Below are 24,468 nucleotides of genomic sequence, written 5' to 3' on the forward strand. Positions count from 1 at the left end.
CCGACGCGCGCCCGTAATGACATTTAAATATCACAAACGCTTATGAATCATCGTGAATGGAAGAAAATAGAGGGGTTCGATTTTCAAGAAATCCTCTTTGAAGAGTTTCATCAAATTGCCAAAATCACTATCAACAGGCCACGCTATCGCAACGCTTTTACGCCGCTTACGGTCATGGAGATGGGGCGCGCGCTGAACTATTGCCGCGAATGTTTGGACATACGCGTGGTGCTTTTGACCGGCGCCGGCGACAAAGCCTTTTGCTCGGGGGGCGACATGCACGTCAAGGGCAAGGGCGGATACGTGGGACAAGACGGCGTGCCGAGGCTCAACGTATTGGACGTGCAGATGCAAATCAGGCGGTTGCCCAAACCCGTCATAGCCATGGTGAACGGCTACGCCATCGGTGGCGGACACGTGCTGCACGTGATGTGCGACCTCACCGTGGCGTCCGACAATGCCATATTCGGACAGACGGGCCCCAAAGTGGGCAGCTTCGACGCTGGTTTTGGCGCCAGCTACCTGGCCCGCATCGTCGGCCAAAAGAAGGCGCGAGAAATATGGTTTCTCTGCCAACAATATTCGGCCACGGAGGCGGAGCGCATGGGACTGGTCAACAAGGTGGTTCCAATAGACCAGCTTGAAGACACCTGCGTGGAGTGGGCGGAGATCATGATGGAGCGTTCGCCATTGGCTTTGCGCATGATGAAAGCTGGCTTCAACGCCGAACTTGACGGCCAAGCGGGCATACAAGAACTGGCAGGAGACGCCACCATGCTCTACTACACGCTCGACGAGGCCCACGAGGGCGGCCAAGCGTTTCTCGAAAAACGAAAGCCAGACTTCGACAAATACCCAAAATTTCCATAACATGGCATGTGCGTGGCTGTCCGATTGGGCGGTCACGCTCTTTTTTCCCACCAAAATCTATCCGCTAAAACTCCATCCTTTCGTAACCACGCAACCACGATGCCACGTTGGCATCGATACGCTTCGCTCATTCACCGTCATGCTCATGATATTGGTCAATAACAATACTGGCGACCAAACATTCTCCATACCATGACACGCCGAGTGGAACAGGATGAGTCAACGCGACCCCATGTTCCCGTCTTTCTTGCTCATCATGGGCGCGCCCACCTGCCTTGGCCTATGAAAAAATGTCTTCAAATGGTGGCCTAAATAGTGTACAAAACGGCAAAAACATACGCTATTGCTCTTTCTCATCGGTTTTGGGCATCACAAACACCATTTTACGACCTTATCCACGCCATGATCACCGATAGCTATTGGGGCAGCGTGGCCTACGCCGCCCTGTTCGTGTCGACGCGCGCGCCGATGGGCAACACACTGTGAAGACAACACCTATACATCAAGTTGTGACGTTCGCCCATACACGGAAGACGTATCTGACGTAAATATTTTATCACTAAAACGAGCGTCTATAAACAACCTCTTTTAGCCAAGCGAAAACCGAATTTGACACCATTTCTAACGCCTCCGGCTCAAAACATGGCCACGGCATTGAGCGTTTAGTGCTCAAAGGCATTGCGTTTAAGACCGAAACGCAAGCCGTTCGAGCATGAAACGCAAGACCATCAAAGCCTAATCACGACACTATTAGAACCGAAACGCAAGCTGGCTAAAGGGCAAATCCACCAACTTTTCGACCAAAAGATAACAACAGTCTAATTTTTAGACAGTTACAAAACCACTCCATTTTTGACGAATTTGCGCCCAAGGCGTCCGCCATTCGCAAATACGCAAAGCACAGAGAGGCTTTTGTCAGAATTTTTCAACATATTTTCCTCACTACGACGATATGCCGCGCGCACGACAGCAAGCTCACGACGCAAACAAGTGGCGAACGGAGCGGCGTACGCAACAAATGTCGCGACGCAAACACGCCACGTATGGTCGCGACCGTTTTTAGGGGCCGTCATCTCATAGCGTGGCACGCCCAACGCCACCCTCGCCATTGGCGCAAACCAACATTACGCAAAAAGCGGCACGCGCATTGCGTGCCGGGAGCATTATTATTTAATTAAACCATCCTCTTTCTAAATACTTTTTATTAACTTTGCACGTTAGAAAGAATATATTGGAATAGTATAAATATGAACATTTTGGAATTGAGCGAGCAGGAGATAGGCCGTCGCCAAAGCTTGCAAGAACTAATCAATATGGGCATAACGCCCTACCCCGCCAACGAGTTCCCGACCAACGCGTTCTCCGTGGATATCATCAAGGAGTTTAAAGAGGATGAGAAGCGAGAAGTCGTGATAGCCGGAAGAATGATGACCCGACGGGTGATGGGGAAGGCAAGTTTCGTGGAATTGCAAGACAGCAAAGGTCGCATCCAAGTTTATGTGACCCGCGATGACATCTGCCCTGAAGACAACAAAGAGCTATATAACAAGGTCTTTAAGAAACTGATGGATATTGGCGACTTCATCGGCATAAAGGGTTTTGTGTTTAAAACCCAAACCGGCGAGGTGTCCGTGCACGCCCAAGAACTCAAGTTGCTGAGCAAAAGCATCAAGCCCCTGCCCATCGTGAAATACAAAGACGGCGAGACTTTCGACAAGTTTGACGACCCAGAGCTGCGCGCTCGCCAACGCTACGTGGACCTCGTGGTGAACGATGGCGTGAAAGACACGTTCCTCAAGCGAGCCACCGTGCTGCGAACCATGCGCCGCTTCTTTGACGAGGCAGGGTACACCGAGGTGGAGACGCCCACGCTGCAAAGTATCGCAGGCGGCGCGAGCGCGCGCCCGTTCATCACCCATTTCAACGCTCTCAACATAGACATGTATATGCGCATTGCCACCGAGTTATACCTCAAGAGGCTGATAGTGGGTGGCTTTGAGGGTGTGTACGAGATAGGAAAGAACTTTCGCAACGAGGGCATGGACAAGTTTCACAACCCCGAATTCACGTGCATGGAGCTGTACGTGCAGTACAAGGACTACAACTGGATGATGAGTTTCACCGAGAAATTGCTCGAAACCATCTGCATGGCTGTCAACGGCAGCACCGAGGTAAAAAACGGAGAGCATGTCATCTCGTTCAAGGCTCCATACAGACGGCTACCCATATTGGACGCCATCAAAGAGAAAACAGGATTTGACCTCACGGGGAAAACCGAACAAGAGATTTACAAGATAGCCACCGAGAACCTGAAAATGGAATCGGTGGATGAGACGTTCGGCAAAGGCAAACTCATCGACGAGATATTTGGCGAGTTTTGCGAGGGTACGTTCATACAGCCCACCTTTATCACGGACTATCCCGTGGAGATGTCCCCACTGACCAAGATGCACCGTTCCAAGCCGGGGCTTACGGAGCGATTCGAGTTGATGGTGAACGGCAAAGAGCTGGCTAACGCCTACTCTGAGCTGAACGACCCTCTCGATCAAGAACAGCGATTCATAGACCAAATGCTGCTTGCGGACAAGGGTGACGACGAGGCTATGGTCATAGACCACGACTTCTTGCGCGCGTTGCAATACGGCATGCCACCCACTTCGGGCATCGGTATTGGGATAGACCGATTGGTAATGATGATGACGGGGCAGCCGAACATTCAGGAAGTGATACTCTTCCCACAACTAAAACCGGAGAAGAAGATACCCCAGAGCGCCATTGCCGAGTGGGCGGAGCTTGGCGTAGAGGAAGATTGGGTGTACGTGCTGCGCAAAGCAGGTTTCAATCTTATACCTGACATCAAAGACGAGAAAGCCCAAGGCTTACAGCAAAAACTTGGCGAAATCGTCAAAAAATATAAGTTAGATTACAAAAAACCGTCTGTCGACGAAATACAATCATGGATAGACAAGGCTAACAAAGACTAAAAGACAAGAAAACAAAGGACAGCAACGCTATAAGTTTCTTAATGAAATGGGCATAAACGGCATGTTGACCCAAGCGTGGCCAAATGCGTTCTCCAGCATTATAAAATCACAATAGAAATATGTACTGATGTTCTTTCGCATGAAAATGAAACTAAAAAGAAAATTGTTCTTATGTCTTTATGCCCAACGTCACGCCCTAATGTCATAAGTTATGTTCGACATTGGTAAGATAGCTATAATCGGAGGAGGATCGTGGGCCACGGCCATCGCCAAGATAGTGGTGAACCATACGCATCACATTGGATGGTACATGCGTCGAGACGATCGTATCGAGGATTTCGTTCGCCTCGGTCATAACCCTGCCTACCTTACGTCGGCGCATTTTGACGTGGACGAGATATTCTTCTCGTCAGACCTCAACAAGATAGCCAAGACCTACGACACGTTGGTGTTCGTCACACCATCGCCCTATCTGAAAAACCATCTTAAGAAGCTCAAGACAAACATACGAGACAAATTTATCGTCACGGCCATCAAAGGTATCGTGCCCGACGAGAATCTGATTTGCTCGGAATATTTCCATAAGAGATTTGGCGTGGACTTTGACAACTTGGCTTGTATAGGTGGCCCTTCGCATGCGGAGGAAGTGGCTTTAGACAGGCTGAGCTATCTCACGGTAGCCTGCCGCGACCTTGTCAAAGCAAAAGCTTTTACGGACGTGCTGGACTCTGACGTGATCAAGACCAAGCTATCCTCGGATGTCGTGGGCATCGAATACTCATCCGTACTGAAAAATGTTTATGCCATAGCCGCGGGCATTTGCAACGGTTTGAAATATGGCGATAACTTTCAAGCGGTGCTTATGAGCAACGCTGTACAAGAAATGAACCGCTTTCTCACCGTGGTGCACCCTCTGGAACGCTCTATCATTGACAGCGTTTACCTCGGAGACCTTTTAGTGACAGGCTATTCGAACTTTTCACGAAACCGCACTTTTGGTATGATGATCGGGCAAGGGTATAGCGTAAAGACTGCGCAAATAGAGATGGAAATGATTGCTGAGGGATATTACGGCACCAAATGTATGAAAGAGATAAACCGACACCTGCATGTCAACATGCCCATTCTCGATGCCGTCTACAATATTTTGTATGAGCGTATCAATCCCAAGAGAGAGATAAAACTCTTGACAGACTCGTTCAGGTGATTTGGCAGAGCGCGTGATCAGGCCAAGACGTGTCGACGGCCGCAACGCGCGCCAAGCAGGGAACGATCAGGGGCGAGGTAAAAAAAGAGAACGAAATTTTAAAAAAAACACTATTAATATTCACGGGATAAACGGACAGCGAAATGCGTTTGCGCACCTTTCTGTCTGAAAATCTGTCTTAATGTCAAAAACAATGGAAATGATCAAATTAGACATTACAAAGGCCACCAAGTTCCTCAAGGCAGGAGCGGTGGAGTGTTTAGAACCCAAAGTGAAAGCCGCCCAAGAGGCTTTGGAGAACGGATCGTGCGAGGGCAGCGACTTCCTCGGCTGGTTGCATTTGCCAACAAATACTTCTGACAAATTCCTTGACGAGGTACAAGCGGTGGCAAACACACTGCGCAAGAAGTGCGAAGTGGTGGTAGTGGCCGGTATTGGTGGGTCGTACCTCGGAGCGAGGGCTGTCATCGAGGCGTTGGGAAACAGTTTCTCATGGCTCATCAACGACAAGAAAAACCCAACCATACTGTTCGCTGGCAACAACATCGGGGAGGATTATCTCTACGAGCTGACCGAATATCTCAAAGACAAGAAGTTTGGTATCATCAACATCTCCAAGTCTGGAACAACCACGGAGACCGCGTTGGCCTTTAGACTGCTGAAGAAACAATGCGAGAACCAACGAGGCAAGGCAGAGGCGAAAGAGGTCATCGTGGCTATCACCGACGCCAAAAAGGGAGCCGCCCGCACATGCGCCGACAAGGAAGGGTACAAGAGTTTTGTCATCCCAGACAATGTGGGTGGACGTTTTTCAGTGCTCACCCCAGTGGGATTGCTGCCCATAGCTGTGGCCGGATACGACATCAAGGCACTCATAAGGGGTGCTCAGGATATGGAAAAAGCGACCGGGAAAGACGTACCCCTTGCCCAAAACATTGCCGCCCAATATGCCGCCACGCGACAGGCGCTATACCAACAAGCAGGCAAGAAAATAGAAATCGTGGTCAATTTCCAACCTAAATTGCATTTCATAGGCGAGTGGTGGAAACAACTTTACGGCGAGAGCGAGGGCAAAGACAACAAGGGAATATTCCCCGCCGCGTGCGACTTCACCACCGACCTGCATTCCATGGGCCAATGGATACAGCAAGGAGAACGCTCCATCTTTGAGACTGTGCTCTCCATTGAGAACCCCAACCATCGTTTAGACTTCCCCTCAGACGAAGAAAATCTCGACGGATTGAACTTTCTCGCAGGCAAACGCGTGGACGAAGTGAACAAGATGGCGGAGCTGGGCACAAGTTTGGCACACGTGGACGGCAACGTGCCCAATATCCGCGTGAGCGTTCCTACACTTGACGAGCGATATTTGGGACAACTCATCTACTTCTTCGAGATAGCTTGTGGCATCAGTGGGTTGATACAAGAGGTGAACCCATTCAACCAGCCCGGAGTGGAAGCCTACAAGAAAAACATGTTCGCGCTGCTCAACAAGCCAGGCTACGAGGCGGAGAGCAAGGCTATCAAGGAGAGACTTTCCAAATAAGAAAGCGTCGCAAACCGAACGCCACCATAATGGCTTATGGTAAAAAGGCAACGAATCGTGGGTGTAGTTTCGATTACACCCACATTTATTTTAAGACATGATGAATATTTCCAAAGCTATCAAGGCATACAACAAACAATGGCAACACAACGCCGTCGCGTCGCAAGGAACAGGCGACCGGGCTTTCTCGCCGCACGCCGTATTGTTCGACATGGATGGGGTGCTCTACAACTCGATGCCCCATCACGCCGTAGCATGGCAAGAGGCGATGGCTCGTTTCGACCTTGACATGACAGCGGCGGACGCTTACGCCACCGAGGGGGCGCGCGGAATTGACACCATCAGAATGTTTGTCAAGCAACAAAAAGGCAAAGAAATATCCATTGAAGAAGCACAAAAGATATACGATGTAAAGACCGAAATTTTTCACAGTATGGGCGAAGCGCCCATCTTTGATGGCGTGATGCCATTGATGCAAAAGATTAAAGCCTGTGGCATGCGGGTCTGTATCGTCACCGGCTCTGGACAAAAGCCACTCATTCGGAGGGTGGCTCGTGACTTCAAGGCATTTCTGACAGAAAGCGACATCGTTACCGCCTACGACGTAAAACGCGGGAAACCCCATCCAGACCCATATCTCATGGGGTTGGAAAGAGCGGGCGACTTGCGCCCTTGGCAAGGCATCGTGGTAGAAAACGCGCCTTTGGGCGTGCGCGCCGGCGTGGCCGCGAAGATATTTACAGTGGCCATCAACAGCGGGCCTCTTCCAGACAGGGCCTTGCTTGACGAAGGCGCCAACTTATTATACGCGACAATCGCCGACTTCTGCAACGACTGGGAAAACTTAGCTAAATGCTGCGCGCCATAGCCATCCACGACAAGCAATGCCAAGCTCCGTATGCGTTATTGGCTGGCACATGAGGGTATCCATAATATAAAAGTAGTCAACAGACCTGTCATTTATCATTTTAAAACGCTATATTTGTATATCATTATGAGAGACGTATGTGTTTACATATTGTTGATTGCCTCATTAGCAGCCAATGCTCAAGGGCAACCGGAGCCATCGAGAAAATTTGTCGTGGCTGACATGGAAACGCGCGTGCCCATCCGAAACGTCATCGTGGCATGGGGGGAAAACGGCCGAGATACCACCAACTATCGCGGCGTGTGCCACATTCCCGACAAATTCGACACGCTAACCGTGTACAAAGCCAACTATTTGACAGAGCGGTTGTCATACAGAGAGGTGAAAGACACCACGTTTTTGCTGCCCAATCACAACCGTATCAACGAGGTGACAATTTGGGGAAAAGACAGGGAGAGAGAGTTGCAAGACAATGTCAACGATTGGACAAGGCAGAGAAACGCGCCGCCCTCAAACTCAGGGGGCCTTATTGCGGTAACTTTTGACATGGCCAGATTGTTGGACAAACGTTACCAAAGAGACCAAAAACAACTACAAAAGGTACGTAGCACTTTCAACCAAATGGACAAATACGATGACGACCCGATCGTAAACGCCTATAAGAAAGAACTCGAGGAACGTCGGCTCGCGGCTGAAAGAGCCAAAAATTTGGAGGAACAGAAAAAGAAATCGCGCCAAAAAGGCCAGAAAGCCATAGAGGAAAAGAAACGCCAAACCGAAAAAACGGCCACGCGACTGGAACGGTAGGATACGAAAAACGCGCCAGCAACACATGGTCTCACGTGTGTCTTTGGCGCGTGTCTCGTCTGTCAGGGGCATGGGTCAAATCACCACGGCCGTTCCGCTCGCTGTCACCATAAGCATGGAATTGTTAGCGCCAATGGTCTCATAGTCAAGGTCTATGCCCACGATGGCATTGCCACCGAGTTGCCGGGCACGCTCTTGCATCTCCGCGACGGCCGTGTCTTTGGCTTGCCGCAGCACTTTCTCGTACGAGCCACTGCGCCCACCGATGATGTCTCTAATACTTGCGAAAAAATCCTTGAAAGCGTTGGCGCCGATAATTGTCTCGCCAGTCACCAAACCTTTGTACTCCAAAATGCGATGCCCCTCTATTTGCGGCGTGGTTGTCAAAATCATGTCCATAGCGTGTTTTTTTGTTAAATATTAATTGTTGGCCGTCTATAACGGTATCTCAAACTATCAAATCGTTATCTCGGCCGACCCGAAACATCGATGGTGGCGCTCATCGTAAATCACGCAAAACTGCCCCGGGGCCACGCCATGAATCTTGTCAAGCGAATGAATCATGGCCTCACCACCGTCCAACGCCATACTCTTGCTTGTCATTTCAAGATACCCAAGGTGGTATTCTGGAGTGTGCCTAATCTTAAACGAGACAGGAATATAACCCTCGGGCAGTTCACTCCGTTCGAAATCTCCAACATGCAGCGAGGCTCGCCCGTCACGTTTGGGCGTTTCCGTGAGCCAGTGCAGGTCGTGAATCTTGAAGTCTTTCTTGTATGCGGAGTCTGGATTGTAACCATGACTGACATACAAAATATTACGCGCCGCATCCTTCTTCACCACAAACCACGGCCCGCCGCCAAGGCCAAGCCCCTTGCGCTGCCCGATGGTATGAAACCAATGGCCCTTGTGACGACCCACCAAGCGCCCCGTTTCAAGCTCAATGACATCGCCCTCAAGCTCTCCAACGTATCGGCGCACATACTCATTGTAGTCTATATTGCCCAAGAAACAGATACCCTGCGAGTCTTTGCGGCGAGCATTGACAAGGTGCTCACGCTCGGCGATTTGGCGCACCTCGCCCTTCTCGTAGTGCCCTATGGGAAAGATAGCCTTGCGCAATTGCCAACCCTCTATCTGCGCGAGAAAGTCGGTTTGGTCCTTCACGGGATCCGGACTCGTGGTTAGCCATTTTTTATCGCCTGCCCATTCGGTCTGCGCATAGTGCCCCGTGGCGATAAGATCGTATCGCCAACCCATCTTCTCATGGAACGCCCCGAACTTTATCAAGCGGTTGCACATCACGTCGGGATTGGGTGTATAGCCCGCCTTCACTTTTTCCATGGTGTAACGGGTCACCTCGCTCCAATACTCCTTGTGGCAGTCAACCACCTGCAACTTGCACCCATACCGAGCCGCGACAGCCGTGGACATCTCCATGTCCTCCTCGGAATTGCAATCCCACGCCTCTTTCTCCTCAGGGCCGATACGTATGTAAAAACAGTCGGGACGAAGCCCACGGCTCGCCAACTCGTGCACCACCACAGAACTGTCAACGCCACCCGAGAGCAGAACGGCCACGCGTTTATCTTTCAACTCATCTATGTTCATAGATGCAAAAGTAACTCTTTTTGCGCTCATGCCCAAGAATTTTCGCACCGTTTGACATATCCTTTGGCATCTATTTCCACAAAGAGAACAATGGTTTCTCGCCTTTTTATCATCCCATTCTTACCTCATCAATCGTTCAATCGTACCTTTGCGTTACCACGCGACAAATCTAATGCTCATTCATTCAAGCTACTATTGCGCGCGCATCGACGGTCGCGCCACATCCCCATAGCCTAACGGCGGTTTGTCGCCGCGCCACCATGTCGTAGCCAACGGCACGCACAAGGCGCGCTTTGGCATCGGTGGCCGCTCGCGCCATGAGAAAACTCACCAAAAATAGCAATAAACGGTAGAACATCGTGTTGGTTTCGCGACTTGGAATAGCATGGGGGCGAATTAGGGCAAAAGCTGCCGCCTTATCGCAAAGGATGGCATCATTTGGGCAAAAACATGTATCTCCCTCTGCCGCCAAGCCATCCACCACATACCACACGTTTGGCATGGACAGCCGATTGAGTCAGCAAAATATCATGAATAAACCACAAAAACAAAATCTCCGCGCGCCATCGTTTTAGCGTATAAGCATCTGGCGTTAGCCGTTTTCGCGTGGCGTAGCACCTTTGCCACCTTTACCCGAAAACCGCAAACTTTCAATATTTGCCCACTATCTGTATTTGCCCTCCTCTTTATCTTCCAACATGCTGAGATAGCTCTCGTATCTTGAGGCCGCGATGTAATGCTCTTCCACGGCCTTCAGCACGGCGCAGTTTGGCTCGTGCATATGTGTACAATCGCTGAAACGGCAATCCTTTGAAAATCTAAATATTTCTTTGAAATAGCCTGTAATCTCCTCTGGGTTCATATCAAACGTGCCAAAGCCCTTGATACCGGGCGTGTCAATGATATATCCACCGCAAGGCAGCTCATGCATTTCCGAATAGGTGGTGGTATGAACGCCCGTATTGTGAGCCTCACTTATAGCCGCGACCCGCGCTTCGGCGTGTGGAACAAAAGCGTTGAGCAACGTCGACTTGCCCACGCCACTGTTTCCTGCGAACAGCGTCACTTTGTCTCTCAGCAGCTTAAGCAGGGAGTTGAACCCTCCGGTCGTACCGTCATCCTGATTGATGGCGCAGACCTGATGGCACTCGTAACCAATATTGGCATAAAGCTCCATCATCATTTGCTGATAGCGCAACTCCTCGTCGCTCAACAGGTCCACCTTGTTAAACACCAGCGCCACGGGCACTCGATAGGCCTCGGCCGAAGCGAGGAAACGGTCTATAAACGTGGTGGAGGTCTCTGGGTAATTGATTGTGACCACCAAGAACGCTTGGTCCACGTTTGCCGCCAATATATGGCTCTGCTTAGAGAGGTTGGACGATTTGCGGATGATATAGTTCTTACGGTCTTCTATCTCCGTAATGAATGCCGTACCCTCGGCATTTGTCACTATCCGCACATGGTCTCCCACGGCCACAGGATTGGTGCTCCGAATGCCTTTGAGCCTGAAGTTTCCCTTTATCTTGCTCTCCACCACTTTGCCGTCATCGGTTTTCACGGTGTACCAAGAGCCCGTATTCTTAATGACCAAGCCACGCATAAGCAATCTTTAATTCAAAATACATATTTCAAGATTCAAATTTCGCTATTCGACGAAGACACAACGCAGGAAAGGTAAATCATCATTTGCCCACCCTGCATTATGAAAGCATGGCTCTCTTGAACAGGCATTAGGCATTAGGGCCACATTATATGGTCATAATTTCCTTCTGCTTTTCAGCCAGCGTGTCATCCACTTGTTTGACGTACTTGTCATGCAACTTCTGCAACTCGCTCTCGGCGTCCTTGCCCACGTCTTCCGAAAGACCGTCCTTGACAGCCTTCTTCAATTTGTCTTTGAAGTCAGAGCGTATGCCGCGTATTTGCACTTTGGTCTGCTCGCCCAACTTGTTGCATTGCCTCACCAATTCCTTGCGGCGTTCCTCCGTGGGCTGTGGCAGGTGCAAGATGACCATCTCGCCATTGTTCTCAGGCGTAATGCCTACGTCGCTGTCCATGATGCCTTTTTCCACGTCTTGTATTTGCTTGCGATCCCAAGGCTTGATGGTAATGGTTCGAGCGTCTGGCACAGAGACCGTGGCCACTTGGTTAAGTGGCACCACCTGTCCGTACGCATTCACACGAACAGCGTCCACGATAGCCACATTGGCGCGGCCGGCGCGAACGCGGGCCAAATCCTCCGCCAAAAACGACACGCCTTTCTTCATCTTCTCCTCGGCACTCTTGAGGGTTTCTTTTACGTCTAACATATTATTATAGTATTAAAATTCTTCTTTACAAATATAAAGATTATTTTCTGACAGTGCAATAATTTTCGCAAAAAACAGCTTTTATCATGGCGTTTACGGCCGCAAATGGGCGGATAGCAGCGTTGCCACGCTCTCCAACCCCTCTTTGTCGGTCTCGTCGAAAGCATCCGCCATCGCGCTATCCACGTCTATCACGCCCCAAACCGTTCCGTCGCGGTCGAGCATGGGCGTCACTATCTCAGACCTTGACAGGTCACTGCAAGCTATATGCCCGGCAAATCGCTCCACGTCTGGCACCACGATGGTCGCTCCGCGCGCCCATGCCGCTCCGCAAACACCTTTTCCGCGCTCTATGCGAAAGCACGCCACCGAGCCTTGAAACGGGCCCAACAGCAACGCGTCGAGCCTAACCAGATAGAAGCCTACCCAGAAAAACCGCTCCGGGAAAGTGTCGCGCAGCAGGGCGCTCGCATTGGAGAGCACCGCCGTTTCGTCACGCTCGCCGTCGATAAGCGCTTCCATCTGCCGGAGCAGCAGGCTGTACGCTCGTTTGCGTTCGCTCATAATTATATCCATGGGTTTATCATTTCAACCGCTCCGCCACCATATTGGTAAGCTCCACGAACCGCGCGACATCCAACTGCTCTGGCCTTTTTGTCATCATGTCACGCTCAAAAAAATCCACGCCCGGCAACGTCTCCTTGTTGAAAAGCTGCCTGAGCGACACCCGCAGCATCTTGCGTCGCTGATTGAAAACCGTCTTGACCACTCGCCTGAACAGCGTCTCGTCACAACCAAGGTCGGTCACCCCATTGCGCACAAGGCTGACCACGGCGCTCTTCACCTTAGGGGGCGGGTTGAAAACACCCTCGTCCACCGTGAAAAGATAGTCCACGTCATACCACGCTTGCACCATCACGCTCAGTATGCCATACGCCTTGTTGCCTGGCTTCGAGGCCATCCGCTGCGCCACCTCACGCTGAATCATACCCGTGCAACAGGGTATAAGATCCTTGTATTCGAGCATCTTGAAGAATATTTGCGACGAGATGTCATACGGATAATTGCCCGTAAGCACAAATGGTCTTCCCTCAAAGACATCGCAAAGATCCATCCTGAGAAAATCGCCCTCGATAATACGATCCCTCAATATGGGGTAACGCTCGTGCAAGTAGGCCACGCTCTCGGTATCTATCTCCACGGCTTTCACCTCGCGCGGCTTATCCACGAGAAACCGCGTGAGCACGCCCATGCCGGGCCCAACCTCCAAAACTGGGATGGAGGGGCATCGATCCACGGTGTCGGCTATACGTTTGGCTATGTTAAGGTCGGTCAGAAAATGCTGGCCTAAATTTTTCTTGGGCTTTACTCGGTACATGTACAACAGTGATATTAACGCCACAAAAATACAAAAAATAATATATAAACCGTGCGCATGGATGAAGATTTATATACCACCTACACAAAGAAAAAGCCGAAACCGACATAATCGATTCCAGCTTGGTTATATACTTTTAGCACTCGGTGCTTGTTCTTCTCCAAAAAAGAGAGGGTTATTTTTTTCCCTCAACCATCTTGTCCATGATTAATGCCAATGAAGAGGCACCTACAAAAGAGATCATGGCCAATGTGACAAATGTCATCATACTCATAATTTTTTCCTTTCTTATTATTTTAATTGTTATCCTTTAGCCACCCGCCGTGGCTGTTATCCTGACTGTCTTTTCTTTTTCCTTAAGACAACGCAAAGGTAACCACATTTTCTGTGTCCGCAAACAATTTTGGGGTTTAAGTTCTAAAAACATCGCTTTAATTGACAAAAATCAAGCAGGCAGACGTGGGTCAAGCGGCATTTCGCATACAGCGCGCTCGGGCAAGCTTCACAAATGTAAATAAACAGTCATCAAAAAAGCACATGCGCGCCCCACCCTTTTAGCGACACGAAAGCCTGGCCAAACTGTTAAAACGGCATTTTTTTATGTTTGCCCCACACCCTCCAACATGCCATTGGTGCTTATTCGCCAACCGTTCAAGCTCTAATCGGCTTGCGTTTCGAGCCTAACGAGATGACGTTTAACGCTCATTCGCAATGGCAATAAGGCCCAATGGCAACATGGGTAACGCGCAATGCGAGCGCAAGGGCCGCACAATCTTTACATATCGCTAATTTACAGGCAATTAAGAAACGTTCCCATTTTCCTCGCATTTCTAAGCGACAGAAGGTTGGCTTGTAAATACGCGAAATATGAGAGGGCTTTTGTCAGCTTTTTTCAGACCCGCATTTCACATTGCGAGCAGGTTTACTCACGCTCCCGACAACCACGAAAGAAAAGGGCAAAAGTAGTGCCCAACAGTGCGCCAGACAAGAAAAAAAAAGTCATTTCTTTTGCGATTCTATCTGATTTGCCGTATCTTTGTGAACAGAATGGAGATGAGAAAAGCCATCAATGACATTTCGAAGATAACACTGTCACTGTGTTTGGGCGGCGCGATTCTTTATTGGATGTATCGCAACTTCGACTTTAATCGCGTCAGTCACGTGTTGACTCACGAGATGAATTGGTGGTGGATGTTGCTCTCTTTTCCGTTCGGCATATTGGCCCAGGCATTTCGCGGCTGGCGATGGCGACAGACCTTGCAACCGCTTGGCGAACAACCTCGCGACGTGGTTTTGGTCTCATCCATATTCATATCTTACGCCGTCAGCCTTATAGTGCCACGCGTTGGCGAGTTCGCACGCTGCGGCACGCTGCGGCAATGGGACAAGGTGTCGTTTCCGAAAGCGCTGGGCACGGTGGTCACCGAGCGCGCCATCGACTCCCTGCTGCTGCTCGTCATCATCGCCTTGACGCTGTTGTCACAGCTCGCCGTCTTCGACAAGTTCTTCCAAAAGACCGGCACTCGCTTTGACGAGATGCTGGCAGGGTTTACCTCTACGGGCTGGATGGTCACCGTCGCATGCGCGGTGGCGGCGCTTGCGCTGCTCTATATGCTGGCGCGCAAACTGTCCATATATAAAAAGGTGGTGGAGATGCTCAAGGGGTTGACGCAAGGTGTCATGTCGGTGAGAGAGGTCAAGAACGTACCGTTGTTCGTCTTCTTCACATTGGCGATATGGGCCAGTTACTTCTTGCACTATTATCTCACGTTCTTCTGCTTCGAGTCCACATCGGGCTTGGGACTGGATTGCGCCATCGTAACATTTGTCGTAGGTTCGCTTGCCGTGGTAGTGCCCACGCCAAACGGAGCCGGGCCATGGCATTTCGCCGTGAAAACCATGCTCATACTCTATGGCGTGACAGCCAACGACGCCCTGTTCTTCGTGCTCATCGTACACAGCGTGCAAACACTGTTAGTAGTGCTTTTGGGCCTGTGCGGATGGCTCGCGTTGAGTTTCGCACCTAAAAAAATATAAAAACATTATCTATTAACTTCTAAATTTAATATGTATGAGTGAAATTAAAAATTTGCAACCCGCTGCCATCTGGCGCAACTTTTACGCTTTAACGCGAGTGCCCCGCCCATCGGGACACCTTGACAAGGTGCAGAACTTCCTGTTGGACTTTGCCAAGAAAGCTGGCGTAGAGGCCATGAAAGACCCCGCGGGCAACATCGTGATGCGCAAGCCGGCCACTCCCGGCTATGAGAACCGCAAGACCGTGGTGCTGCAATCGCACATGGACATGGTGCCACAAAAAGCCCCCGACAGCAATCACGACTTCGAGACCGACCCCATAGAGACCTACATAGAAGACGGATGGGTGCACGCCAAGGGCACCACGCTCGGCGCTGACAACGGCCTGGGCGTGGCCGCCATCATGGGCATCATGGAAGACAAGAGCCTGAAGCACGGCCCTGTGGAAGCCTTGATCACCGCCGATGAGGAGACAGGAATGTTTGGAGCCAACGACCTGCCCAAGGGAGAGCTAAAGGCGGACATCCTGATGAACCTCGACTCGGAGACTTGGGGCAAGTTTGTCATCGGTTCGGCAGGCGGCGTGGACATCACCGCCTCATTGGAATACAAAGAGATGGAAAACGACCAAGAGGCCGCCGTCAAAGTCACATTGCAAGGCCTGCGAGGCGGGCACTCCGGGCTGGAGATACACGAAGGTCGCGCCAACGCCAACAAAGAGATGGCGCGTTTGGTACACAAGGCCGTATCCACGCTCGGCGCGCGATTGGCCCACTGGCATGGAGGCAACATGCGCAACGCCATACCGTTCAAGGCAGAAGTGGTATTGGCGTTGGCCAAAGATAAAGTGGAAGACTTGAAAAAGCTCGTCGAAGAGCAGCGCGCTGCCATCGAAGACGAGTACAAGACCATCGAAAAAAGCGTGGAACTCTTTGCCGAAGAAACGGAAAAGCCACAGTATATATTGCCCGAGGAAATCCAAGACAACCTCATCGACGCCATCTACGCATGCCACAACGGCGTGCTGCGCATGATACCCGCTTATCCAAACGTGGTGGAAACATCGTCAAACCTTGCCATCATAGATATCAACGAGGGAAGGGCCGACTTCAAGATCTTGGCGCGTTCGGCTCGCGAGGACATGAAAGAATACCTCGCCACCCAACTGCAATGCTGCTTTAACATGGCTGGCATGAAGGTGGAATGTAGCGCCAGCTACGGCGGCTGGGATCCCAACCCTGACAGCGAGGTGCTAAAGATGCTCATGCAAATATACCGCGACCAGAATGGCGAGGACGCTATAGTACAGGTGGACCACGCCGGGCTGGAATGCTCCATCATCCTCGGCAAATACCCCAACATGGACGTGGTGAGCTTCGGTCCCAACATTCGCAGCCCTCACACAGCGGGCGAACGCTGCGAGGTGGCCTCGTGCGAGCCGTTCTGGAAACTGCTCGTCAAGGCCCTGGAAGAAGTTCCAAACAAATAAGACACGCGCCAACATCAAACATATAGCGTCATTATGGCAGGCTCCTCGCGCAAAGGACAGAGCCTGCCTTTTTTTTCCTAAACCACACATGCGCGACCCTCAAAAAGCGACGAAGCCATGAAAACCACCGAAGAGGTTTGCCATGCGGCCGGGGACGCGAAGCCCCCGAAGAGCGCTGTCGGCAATACAAAAAAAAGAGCTGTTGAGAATACAAATAAACCTATCAGGCAATATATACCGAAAAAGGAATCGTTTGAACATTACACAGACAAGAGAATTATGTCGACACAAAAGAAACCGAACGAAAGACCGAGAGAAAAGTTTTACTTTTCCGCACCCAAACGCAAGTTCTTCAAACACGTTTCGTAATTTTGCGCTTGCAGGTTGACTCTACACGCATTGACCGGGAATTGACCCATAAGCCAGCGAGCATGCCGTTCAAACACCACACTATTTTTAAAAGTGACAATACATCCGAAACATTGCGACAGCAAAATCGCCTTGGTCGTTTTTAATGTATTGCAACACTGGCTGCACACTCGCAGACTTGCTTATCTGTTTTTGACACGTCAGCTCTATCGACCCTTCCTCTCCCTGCTTGAAATGAGCATACTGTAAGGATATTCCAGCGTTCATCTTCCTTTTGTTATATACGCATCCTATTTCGGCATACCGATGGCAGCCCGCGTTGACGTCGGTGTTCTCTGAATATTGAGCCATGAGGTTAAGACTTCCGTCATGATAGGTTCCAACATTCTGTTCGGCATATATCCACCAAACCGCGCTCGCCTTTTGGCGACACTCAGCCATACTTCCATACTTCATATTGGCGACGCGCGAGGCAGAGTGATAAGCCGCACCCACGAAATAGGACGAGTGATGAATGCTGTACTCGAACTCTGCCACGTCAAAAACGCCGTCATTTTTAGGATTGAGCGTAAACGGCAGATTGTCGCGCGTCCAACCATTATACCCTCTTCCGTTGTATAAAGCATTCCTAAACCTATACGCTCCCTTATGAGCCTCAAAAAAGAGCGCAAGCCCACTCATAGGATAGTTGGCGATGGGATAGCTTGCGGACAACGTGGGAAAGATTCCACACGAGCTGTTTGTGAAAAGAGATGTACAGGCAGAGGTGAAGAAATCTTCGTTCACATTTCGTACGCCAGCAAACAGTTTGCAACGCTCCCATTCTTTGGTGTACCCCAACAGCGCGATGGCCGCCAAACAATTTTCTTCTTCTATGTTAGAAAACGTTTGATAATCATTGACGATGTTTCCATGCGCTCTCACTATATGAATAGTCGCAAGGCCGAAGGATGAATGCCGCCCCATGGGTATGCTTGCCTGCAGCCTGAGCAAACTTACAAGATTGCACTTTCCGCTCTTTGCGCATTGCCACTCGGTAGTATATTGCCCTGACACCTTTTGCGCAAGTCCCATGTAATGAACGGCGCAGCCCATCACAAACAACAACACCCTTGCTTTCATAACCACCTTTTGTATTTGCGTATATATAAGACCTTGACACCTTGTGTAAGCAAACAATAACAGAACAAAATAGCCAACAGCCAGGGAAAATAATTCCAAGGCAACGGCGTGAAACCTATCGAAGCCCCCAAGTTGGTGAAGGGCATACAAATGCCAAGAACCATGATGGCGAAAGTCATGAAGAGTACTGGCCACGACGCGGTGCTTTGCACAAAAGGAATTTTGCGCGTGCGTATCATGTGAACAATGAGTGTTTGCGAAAGCAGACCTTCCACGAACCAGCCTGATTGAAACAAAGATGCCATGCCCACACGGTCGCAACCAAACATCCACCACATAAGGGCATAGGTCGCGATATCGAACACAGAGCTGATTGGACCTATCAGTATCATGAAATGACTGAGGTCTGAAGAATCCCATACTCGTGGTTTGCTCAAATAGTCTTTGTCCATACGATCAAAAGGAATGGTAGTCTGTGAAATGTCGTACAGCAAATTTTGTATCAGCAAATGTATCGGCAACATGGGCAAGAAAGGGAGGAAAGCGCTCGCCACCATGACACTGAACATATTGCCAAAGTTAGAACTGGCTGTCATCTTGACGTATTTGATGATGTTTCCGAAAGTCTTTCTTCCCTCTACCACCCCATCTTCAAGAACCATCAAGTCTTTCTCAAGTAAGATAATGTCGGCACTTTCTTTTGCTATGTCAACAGCCGAGTCTACCGAAATGCCAACATCCGACTCTCTCAATGCCGCGGCATCATTGATGCCATCGCCAAGGAATCCTACCGTATTGTTTTGTTTCTGCAAAATTTGGATGATTTCCACTTTCTGCATGGGCGTAAGTTTAGCGAAGAGCGTACCCCTTTGCACGGCCGCGCTTTTCTCCTCGTCAGTCATTTCTCTCAACTCGCCTCCCGTGTACATAATGGTAGAATCGATACCTACTTGTCTCGAGATAGTTCTTACCACCGCGTCATTATCTCCAGACAACACCTTTATTTCTATCCCATGCGAATGAAGTTCGTAAATGGCTTGTGCGGCAGACTCCTTTGGCGGATCAAGAAAAGCAAGGTATCCAATGAGAACCATCTCGCACTCGTCTTCAACCTCAAAGTTATTTTCCTTATCCAAAAAGGTCTTACGGGCCAATGCTAACACTCGCATGCCTTTGTTGTTCATGTCTTCCACTATCCGCATGGCTCGTTGCTTTAGGCTGTCTGTGAGTGGTTTCACCTCTCCATCCGTTTCCGCATACGAGCAAATGGAAAGCATTTCCTCCACGGCACCCTTGGTGATGATTTGCCGTTTTCCTTTGTTATCCTCTACCACGACCGACATCCGCCTGCGCACGAAGTCGAACGGTATCTCGTCCACTTTGTGATAATTGTCGCTCAACGTTTCAAGCTGTAACTCTTTTACATGTGAAAGGATGGCACAATCCATGAGGTTCTTAAGGCCCGTCTGGAAATAGCTGTTGAAATACGCGTGCCGCAAAATTCTGTTATTCACATCCTCCGTTCCGTCGGCATTTATATGTTGTTCCAACACGATATGGTCTTGCGTCAGCGTGCCCGTCTTGTCAGTGCAAAGCACATTCATGGCGCCAAAGTTCTGAATGGCGTTCAAATCTTTGACAATCGTCTTTTTGCGAGACATCTTTAACGCCCCTTTGGATAGGTTGGCGCTCACTATCATGGGTAACATCTCTGGCGTAAGTCCCACCGCAACCGAGATGGCAAAGATGAAAGCTTGCAGCCAGTCGCCCTTTGTGACACCATTGACCAAAAACACGAAAGGCACCATAAATAGCATGAAACGTATGAGCAACATACTCACTTTCGTGATACCTCTGTCAAAAGCTGTTGTTGCCCTATGCCTTACAACGTTCTTCGCAATAGTCCCTATATAGGTGTCGTTTCCTGTCGCGAAAACGACACCCTTGGCGGAACCGCTCAACACGTTAGAGCCCATGTAGCAAATATCCTCGAGTTCTATCTCGCTTCCGGAATGATTGCTTTCTTCTTGTATGGAGCAAAACTTTTCCACGGCATCTGATTCGCCCGTCAACGTAGATTGACTTACGAACAAATCTTTAGCCTCAACAATACGCATGTCCGCCGGTATCATGTCGCCCGCCGCCAACATCACGACATCGCCCGGCACCAAGTCTTCTATGGCAATCTCGCCAGTGTCATTCAACCGCTGCACGTAACAAGTGTTGGTGACCAGCTTTTGAAGAGCCTCACTCGATTGGTTGGCCTTCCATTCTTGCCAAAAGCGCAAGATGGCGCTCAGCACAATCATGGTTGAGACGATAATGATGGAAGTCCAATCCTGCTTGCCATGCGGCGCCGTGAGCACGTCCAACACGAACGATATGGCTATCAGCACCGTAAGTACGCCTACAAAGGGATTGATAAAAGCTTTGACAAAAGTGACGAGGGGATTCTTTTTCTGTTCATGTATCACCTCGTTCTTTCCATATACAGACTGACGTTTCTCCGCTTCTTCCTGTCGCAATCCACGTGTCGTGGTGTTAAGACAATGGAACACGGCATCTACCGGCTGCCGTGCAACCTGAAACACCTTGGGCGCATTGAAAGAAACGTGAACACGTTTTGTTCTCTTCCACATATTATTAACGTTTTAATGGGTTTATACTCCGTTCGCTCATTTGCGATGCAAAAGTAATTTTACTTTTGCGTATGGGGTATTAGAGAACTATTAGAAAAAAATTAAAATTTAATTAGAAACAAATAGGGTTGCTTCTATAGATTACCACCGTATATGGTAATTAATTTTCAAGAAATACGTTTTGTTATCTTTCGGTTTCTTTTTGTGGAGAAAAAATAAGCGCCACGTCTGACAAAGCCGATTTACAGGACACGCCTTGTTTTAAACGTGCAAAAGCTTGACCATGAAGGTGGTGCCAGAGCCTCGTTGTGAGTGAACTGCTATCTCGCCCCCATGCAGCAATATAATCTTTTGTGTAAGAGCCATGCCTATCCCGTGTCCTTCCACTATTTTCTCATCCTCCCCTCGATAAAACAGGTTAAACAAATTTTTCTTGTCAATGTCGGTCATACCCTTCCCGCTATCAGACAGTCGAATGATAGACCATTCTTTCCAAAAGGATATTTGAACAGACGACAACTTGTTATCCGAGTATTTACAATTGTTCTCTATGAGATTAGAGAAAGCGATACTAAGTAAGTAAGGGTTGGCATTGACGGTAACGCAACGTTCATCGTCGCTATCCTCTTCATCAAATATCAATTCTATGCTATAATCGGGATGACTACGGAGTATGAGTGTTCTTACATCAAGTAGAATTTCGTCAAGCCTAACCTCTTTCATGCTGATTTGCTCACGCTGATAGTCAGCCTTTGCCAAATTGAGCAACCCATCAATCAACCGGCTCATGCGCTTGGTATCGTGCAAAACATTTTGCATCGCTTCTACATACTGCAACTCTGTTCTGCGTTTTTGCAAAGCCACATCCAACTCCGTGGTTATGGCTGCTAATGGATTGCGAAGCTCGTGGGCAACATTGCTGACAAACATTTTTTGTGCTTCGAACGACTTTTCCAACCGTTCGAGCAAGGCATTAAACGCTATGGCCAGTTCTCCCAACTCATCATTTGCACATTTCACAAACAAACGGCGGTCTATATGTTTGGCTGTAATGTTCTGAACTTCTTCCACGATTCTCCGTATGGGATTCAACGACAAACGGGCAAGAAGATAACTCACCACAAAAAGCAGACTCAACCCTATGAGAAACAACAGAAAGAGCGTTTTGCGCAACTCAACCAAGTTGGCGTATCCATAACCATCGTAGGCGGCAGCAGTAATGACGTATGGCTTTCCCTTGAAGCGATATATCATGCCAATGCTCTGATAAGCACCCTCGTAAAAGGCTATTTGCTTCTGATGCAAAATTGCCCGTATCATGTCAGGTGTTTCTTTAACAATGTCGCTTTGTATGGCATCGTGGTAAAGCATCTTGAACTTCGGAGTATATACCGCCACCTCTACTTCATCAATAAACTTACGGTTATTAAGGTAAATAGATTGCATGGTTTTGGCATCAGTCTGTCCTGCCAAGAACAAATGCGCCTTGGTTACAGCCTCACTCCGCAACCGCCTGAAGAAAGTCTCGCTACGCGCTTGTTCACTCAAGAGATAGACCATGGTCAAGCACAACAAGAATACGGTTGCCGTTATAGCTGTATATTTTAAAGTAAGAGCAGTACGTATTTTCATAAAACATGCTTATCAGTCAGCACAAAACCTATGCCAGGCTTGGTATGTATGAGCTTTACGGGAAAACTCCGGTCTATTTTTTTTCTTAGATAATTGATGTACACATCTATGAAGTTCGTGCCGGTGTCAAAATGAGTGCCCCAAACCTTTTCCGCAATTTCTGTTCTTGGGATAATTCTATCGGCATGCAGCATCATATATTTCAATAAGTTATATTCCTTAGGCGTTAGTTTAATGGCGACACCACCTCGTTTACATTCATGCAGATTAGGGTTTATTTGTAAGTCAGCATAAACGATGTCAACCGCATTCCCCTCACTTTCGTCTATCTGGCTGCTGTTGCGCTTCAACAATACCTTCATGCGCGCCACAAGTTCACGCAAGTCGAAAGGTTTTACCATGTAATCATCCGCCCCCACGTCAAATCCCTCTAATTTATCATCAGTAGTACCCAAAGCAGTCAGCATGAGAATAGGCACATGTTTGTTTTTCGTCCGTATCTCCTTGCATAAATCAAATCCATCAAGTTTTGGAAGGATGATGTCGGATATTATCAATTTGAAGTCATACTTATTGAAGAGCTGCAAGCCCATCATTCCGTCATAGGCCACCATTACCTCGTAGCCGTGTTCCTCTATACCAACCTTCAGCAAATCTGCAACTCTTTGTTCATCTTCTACGATGAGAATTTGTGGTATCATACTTGATGGATGAATTAATTCGACAATTTATTAAAGACGCAAACATTATACATATCATTATATTACATGATGATGATGCGAAACGATGCAAGGCAGCGACAAAGCCACTTCGCCCAGATGACAACAAAAGGCACAACATGTGCGGATGTTACAGCATCTCTATCTTCCCAACAGAAACATACAAGACATGCAGATGCGTCCTTAAGTCAACCAACGAGTACAAAGATAATCATTTTGTGCGGATTAGACAAGCATTACTTGTACCAACATAAACTTATCCATGATAACAGCCTTTGATGAATAACAGAAACAACGGTCGTGAACATACCTTTTTTTCCGCATCTATGTTCTCTCGGAAAACCTTGAAATCATACAGAGAATATACTTCGATGACTCCATCTTCTGACTTATTGATAAAGACGATTTAGCCTCTTGATATCTATCAGATTGGTGTTATGGGACGAGGACATAAGCAGACAACCCTCCGATGCGTGAATAAGATCGAGAATAAAGTCTGCCAATCGGGCGTGCGACCCCACGTCAAACTTGTCCAGCATAATATCCGATCTGTTCTTAACCACATCCAAAAGTCGAATTAAGATTTGGAAAAGTTTCCTTGTGCTATTGGACTCTTCCATATCCAAATCGAACATTATGTCTTTTTGGTTGCGATGGAATGTCTTGAACTTAAGTACATCAATGATTTTAAACGATAGTTCTCTCTGTCCTGGCATAGCAACCGGAGCAGGGTTTTGCTCCATTCGAACCTCAATATCTATTATGTTGGTATCACATATTTCAAGAACCCTGAATATAACTTTTATACTTATAAACCGCATAGAAGAAATCAACAGCGAAATCAACAAAGTTGTGCGTGCTTCCTTTTACTAAGGCGT

The 24,468-nt window shown here is 48.8% G+C and carries 22 protein-coding genes; 11 read left to right on the forward strand and 11 right to left on the reverse strand.

What is annotated here, in order from left to right; all coding sequences use genetic code 11:
- Positions 1–42 precede the first annotated feature (42 nt).
- The 8 genes from menB (at position 43) to HMPREF1640_RS06770 (ending at position 8,282) form a co-directional block, all read left to right on the forward strand.
- Positions 43–870, forward strand: coding sequence for a 1,4-dihydroxy-2-naphthoyl-CoA synthase (menB, locus tag HMPREF1640_RS06735; RefSeq protein ID WP_036893456.1), 828 nt, complete (start codon positions 43–45; stop codon positions 868–870).
- Between the two features lies 1 nt (position 871).
- Positions 872–1,066 carry a hypothetical protein gene (locus tag HMPREF1640_RS06740; RefSeq protein ID WP_036893457.1) on the forward strand — a complete coding sequence of 65 codons (195 nt, stop codon included), beginning with the start codon at positions 872–874 and terminating at the stop codon, positions 1,064–1,066.
- 119 nt (positions 1,067–1,185) lie between these two features.
- Positions 1,186–1,356, forward strand: a complete 171-nt coding sequence (locus HMPREF1640_RS13240; protein ID WP_156098742.1) for a hypothetical protein — start codon at positions 1,186–1,188, stop codon at positions 1,354–1,356.
- 761 nt (positions 1,357–2,117) lie between these two features.
- Positions 2,118–3,854: a lysine--tRNA ligase gene (lysS, locus tag HMPREF1640_RS06750; protein ID WP_036893459.1), complete on the forward strand. Its 1,737-nt coding sequence runs from the start codon at positions 2,118–2,120 to the stop codon at positions 3,852–3,854.
- 211 nt (positions 3,855–4,065) lie between these two features.
- Entirely contained in the window at positions 4,066–5,061 is a 996-nt protein-coding gene (locus HMPREF1640_RS06755; RefSeq protein WP_036893460.1) for an NAD(P)H-dependent glycerol-3-phosphate dehydrogenase, read from the forward strand.
- A gap of 193 nt (positions 5,062–5,254) precedes the next feature.
- Positions 5,255–6,607 (forward strand): glucose-6-phosphate isomerase, encoded by a 1,353-nt coding sequence (locus HMPREF1640_RS06760; protein ID WP_036893462.1) that lies wholly within the window; start codon positions 5,255–5,257, stop codon positions 6,605–6,607.
- A 97-nt stretch (positions 6,608–6,704) separates the two neighbouring features.
- Positions 6,705–7,475, forward strand: a complete 771-nt coding sequence (locus HMPREF1640_RS06765) for an HAD family phosphatase (protein ID WP_036893463.1) — start codon at positions 6,705–6,707, stop codon at positions 7,473–7,475.
- Positions 7,476–7,601: 126 nt separating this feature from the next.
- Positions 7,602–8,282, forward strand: a complete 681-nt coding sequence (locus HMPREF1640_RS06770) for a cell envelope integrity protein TolA (protein ID WP_036893465.1) — start codon at positions 7,602–7,604, stop codon at positions 8,280–8,282.
- Between the two features lie 75 nt (positions 8,283–8,357).
- Here the strand turns inward: HMPREF1640_RS06770 and HMPREF1640_RS06775 are convergent, their stop codons facing one another.
- The 7 genes from HMPREF1640_RS06775 to rsmA form a co-directional block, all read right to left on the reverse strand.
- Complete coding sequence (locus tag HMPREF1640_RS06775; protein ID WP_036893488.1) at positions 8,358–8,675, reverse strand: heavy metal-binding domain-containing protein; 318 nt, start codon at positions 8,673–8,675, stop codon at positions 8,358–8,360.
- A 63-nt stretch (positions 8,676–8,738) separates the two neighbouring features.
- Positions 8,739–9,893, reverse strand: a complete 1,155-nt coding sequence (mnmA, locus tag HMPREF1640_RS06780) for a tRNA 2-thiouridine(34) synthase MnmA (RefSeq protein ID WP_036893466.1) — start codon at positions 9,891–9,893, stop codon at positions 8,739–8,741.
- Between the two features lie 184 nt (positions 9,894–10,077).
- Positions 10,078–10,395, reverse strand: coding sequence for a hypothetical protein (locus tag HMPREF1640_RS06785; RefSeq protein ID WP_036893468.1), 318 nt, complete (start codon positions 10,393–10,395; stop codon positions 10,078–10,080).
- 162 nt (positions 10,396–10,557) lie between these two features.
- Entirely contained in the window at positions 10,558–11,496 is a 939-nt protein-coding gene (rsgA, locus tag HMPREF1640_RS06790) for a ribosome small subunit-dependent GTPase A (RefSeq protein WP_036893469.1), read from the reverse strand.
- 148 nt (positions 11,497–11,644) lie between these two features.
- Positions 11,645–12,205 (reverse strand): ribosome recycling factor, encoded by a 561-nt coding sequence (frr, locus tag HMPREF1640_RS06795; RefSeq protein WP_036893470.1) that lies wholly within the window; start codon positions 12,203–12,205, stop codon positions 11,645–11,647.
- 93 nt (positions 12,206–12,298) lie between these two features.
- Positions 12,299–12,781: a GAF domain-containing protein gene (locus HMPREF1640_RS06800; RefSeq protein ID WP_231565856.1), complete on the reverse strand. Its 483-nt coding sequence runs from the start codon at positions 12,779–12,781 to the stop codon at positions 12,299–12,301.
- A gap of 7 nt (positions 12,782–12,788) precedes the next feature.
- A complete protein-coding gene (rsmA, locus tag HMPREF1640_RS06805) occupies positions 12,789–13,583 on the reverse strand; it encodes a 16S rRNA (adenine(1518)-N(6)/adenine(1519)-N(6))-dimethyltransferase RsmA (RefSeq protein ID WP_036893471.1) in 795 nt (264 codons plus the stop codon).
- Between the two features lie 1,047 nt (positions 13,584–14,630).
- On the opposite strand from rsmA, the gene HMPREF1640_RS06810 reads away from it, so the two are divergent.
- The 3 genes from HMPREF1640_RS06810 to HMPREF1640_RS06820 all read left to right on the forward strand — a co-directional run bounded on the left by HMPREF1640_RS06810 (position 14,631) and on the right by HMPREF1640_RS06820 (position 17,478).
- The gene (locus tag HMPREF1640_RS06810) at positions 14,631–15,620 is read left to right on the forward strand and encodes a lysylphosphatidylglycerol synthase transmembrane domain-containing protein (RefSeq protein ID WP_036893472.1); all 990 of its coding nucleotides are present in this window, start codon (positions 14,631–14,633) and stop codon (positions 15,618–15,620) included.
- Between the two features lie 34 nt (positions 15,621–15,654).
- The gene (locus tag HMPREF1640_RS06815) at positions 15,655–17,109 is read left to right on the forward strand and encodes an aminoacyl-histidine dipeptidase (RefSeq protein WP_036893473.1); all 1,455 of its coding nucleotides are present in this window, start codon (positions 15,655–15,657) and stop codon (positions 17,107–17,109) included.
- Between the two features lie 117 nt (positions 17,110–17,226).
- Complete coding sequence (locus HMPREF1640_RS06820; protein WP_036893475.1) at positions 17,227–17,478, forward strand: hypothetical protein; 252 nt, start codon at positions 17,227–17,229, stop codon at positions 17,476–17,478.
- Between the two features lie 87 nt (positions 17,479–17,565).
- Here HMPREF1640_RS06820 and HMPREF1640_RS06825 read toward each other — a convergent pair whose 3' ends face one another.
- From HMPREF1640_RS06825 to HMPREF1640_RS06840, 4 genes are all read right to left on the reverse strand, one after another.
- Positions 17,566–18,600 carry a carbohydrate porin gene (locus tag HMPREF1640_RS06825; protein ID WP_036893476.1) on the reverse strand — a complete coding sequence of 345 codons (1,035 nt, stop codon included), beginning with the start codon at positions 18,598–18,600 and terminating at the stop codon, positions 17,566–17,568.
- Positions 18,597–21,239, reverse strand: coding sequence for a magnesium-translocating P-type ATPase (gene mgtA, locus HMPREF1640_RS06830; protein WP_036893477.1), 2,643 nt, complete (start codon positions 21,237–21,239; stop codon positions 18,597–18,599). The genes HMPREF1640_RS06825 and mgtA overlap by 4 nt, the downstream gene beginning before the upstream one ends.
- Before the next feature lie 261 nt (positions 21,240–21,500).
- Complete coding sequence (locus HMPREF1640_RS06835) at positions 21,501–22,871, reverse strand: ATP-binding protein (RefSeq protein WP_036893478.1); 1,371 nt, start codon at positions 22,869–22,871, stop codon at positions 21,501–21,503.
- A complete protein-coding gene (locus tag HMPREF1640_RS06840; protein ID WP_036872313.1) occupies positions 22,868–23,572 on the reverse strand; it encodes a response regulator transcription factor in 705 nt (234 codons plus the stop codon). Before HMPREF1640_RS06840 ends, HMPREF1640_RS06835 begins: the two co-directional genes overlap by 4 nt.
- Positions 23,573–24,468 lie beyond the last annotated feature (896 nt).

The sequence above is a fragment of the Prevotella sp. S7-1-8 genome (assembly GCF_000758925.1).
Taxonomy (GTDB): Bacteria; Bacteroidota; Bacteroidia; order Bacteroidales; family Bacteroidaceae; genus Prevotella.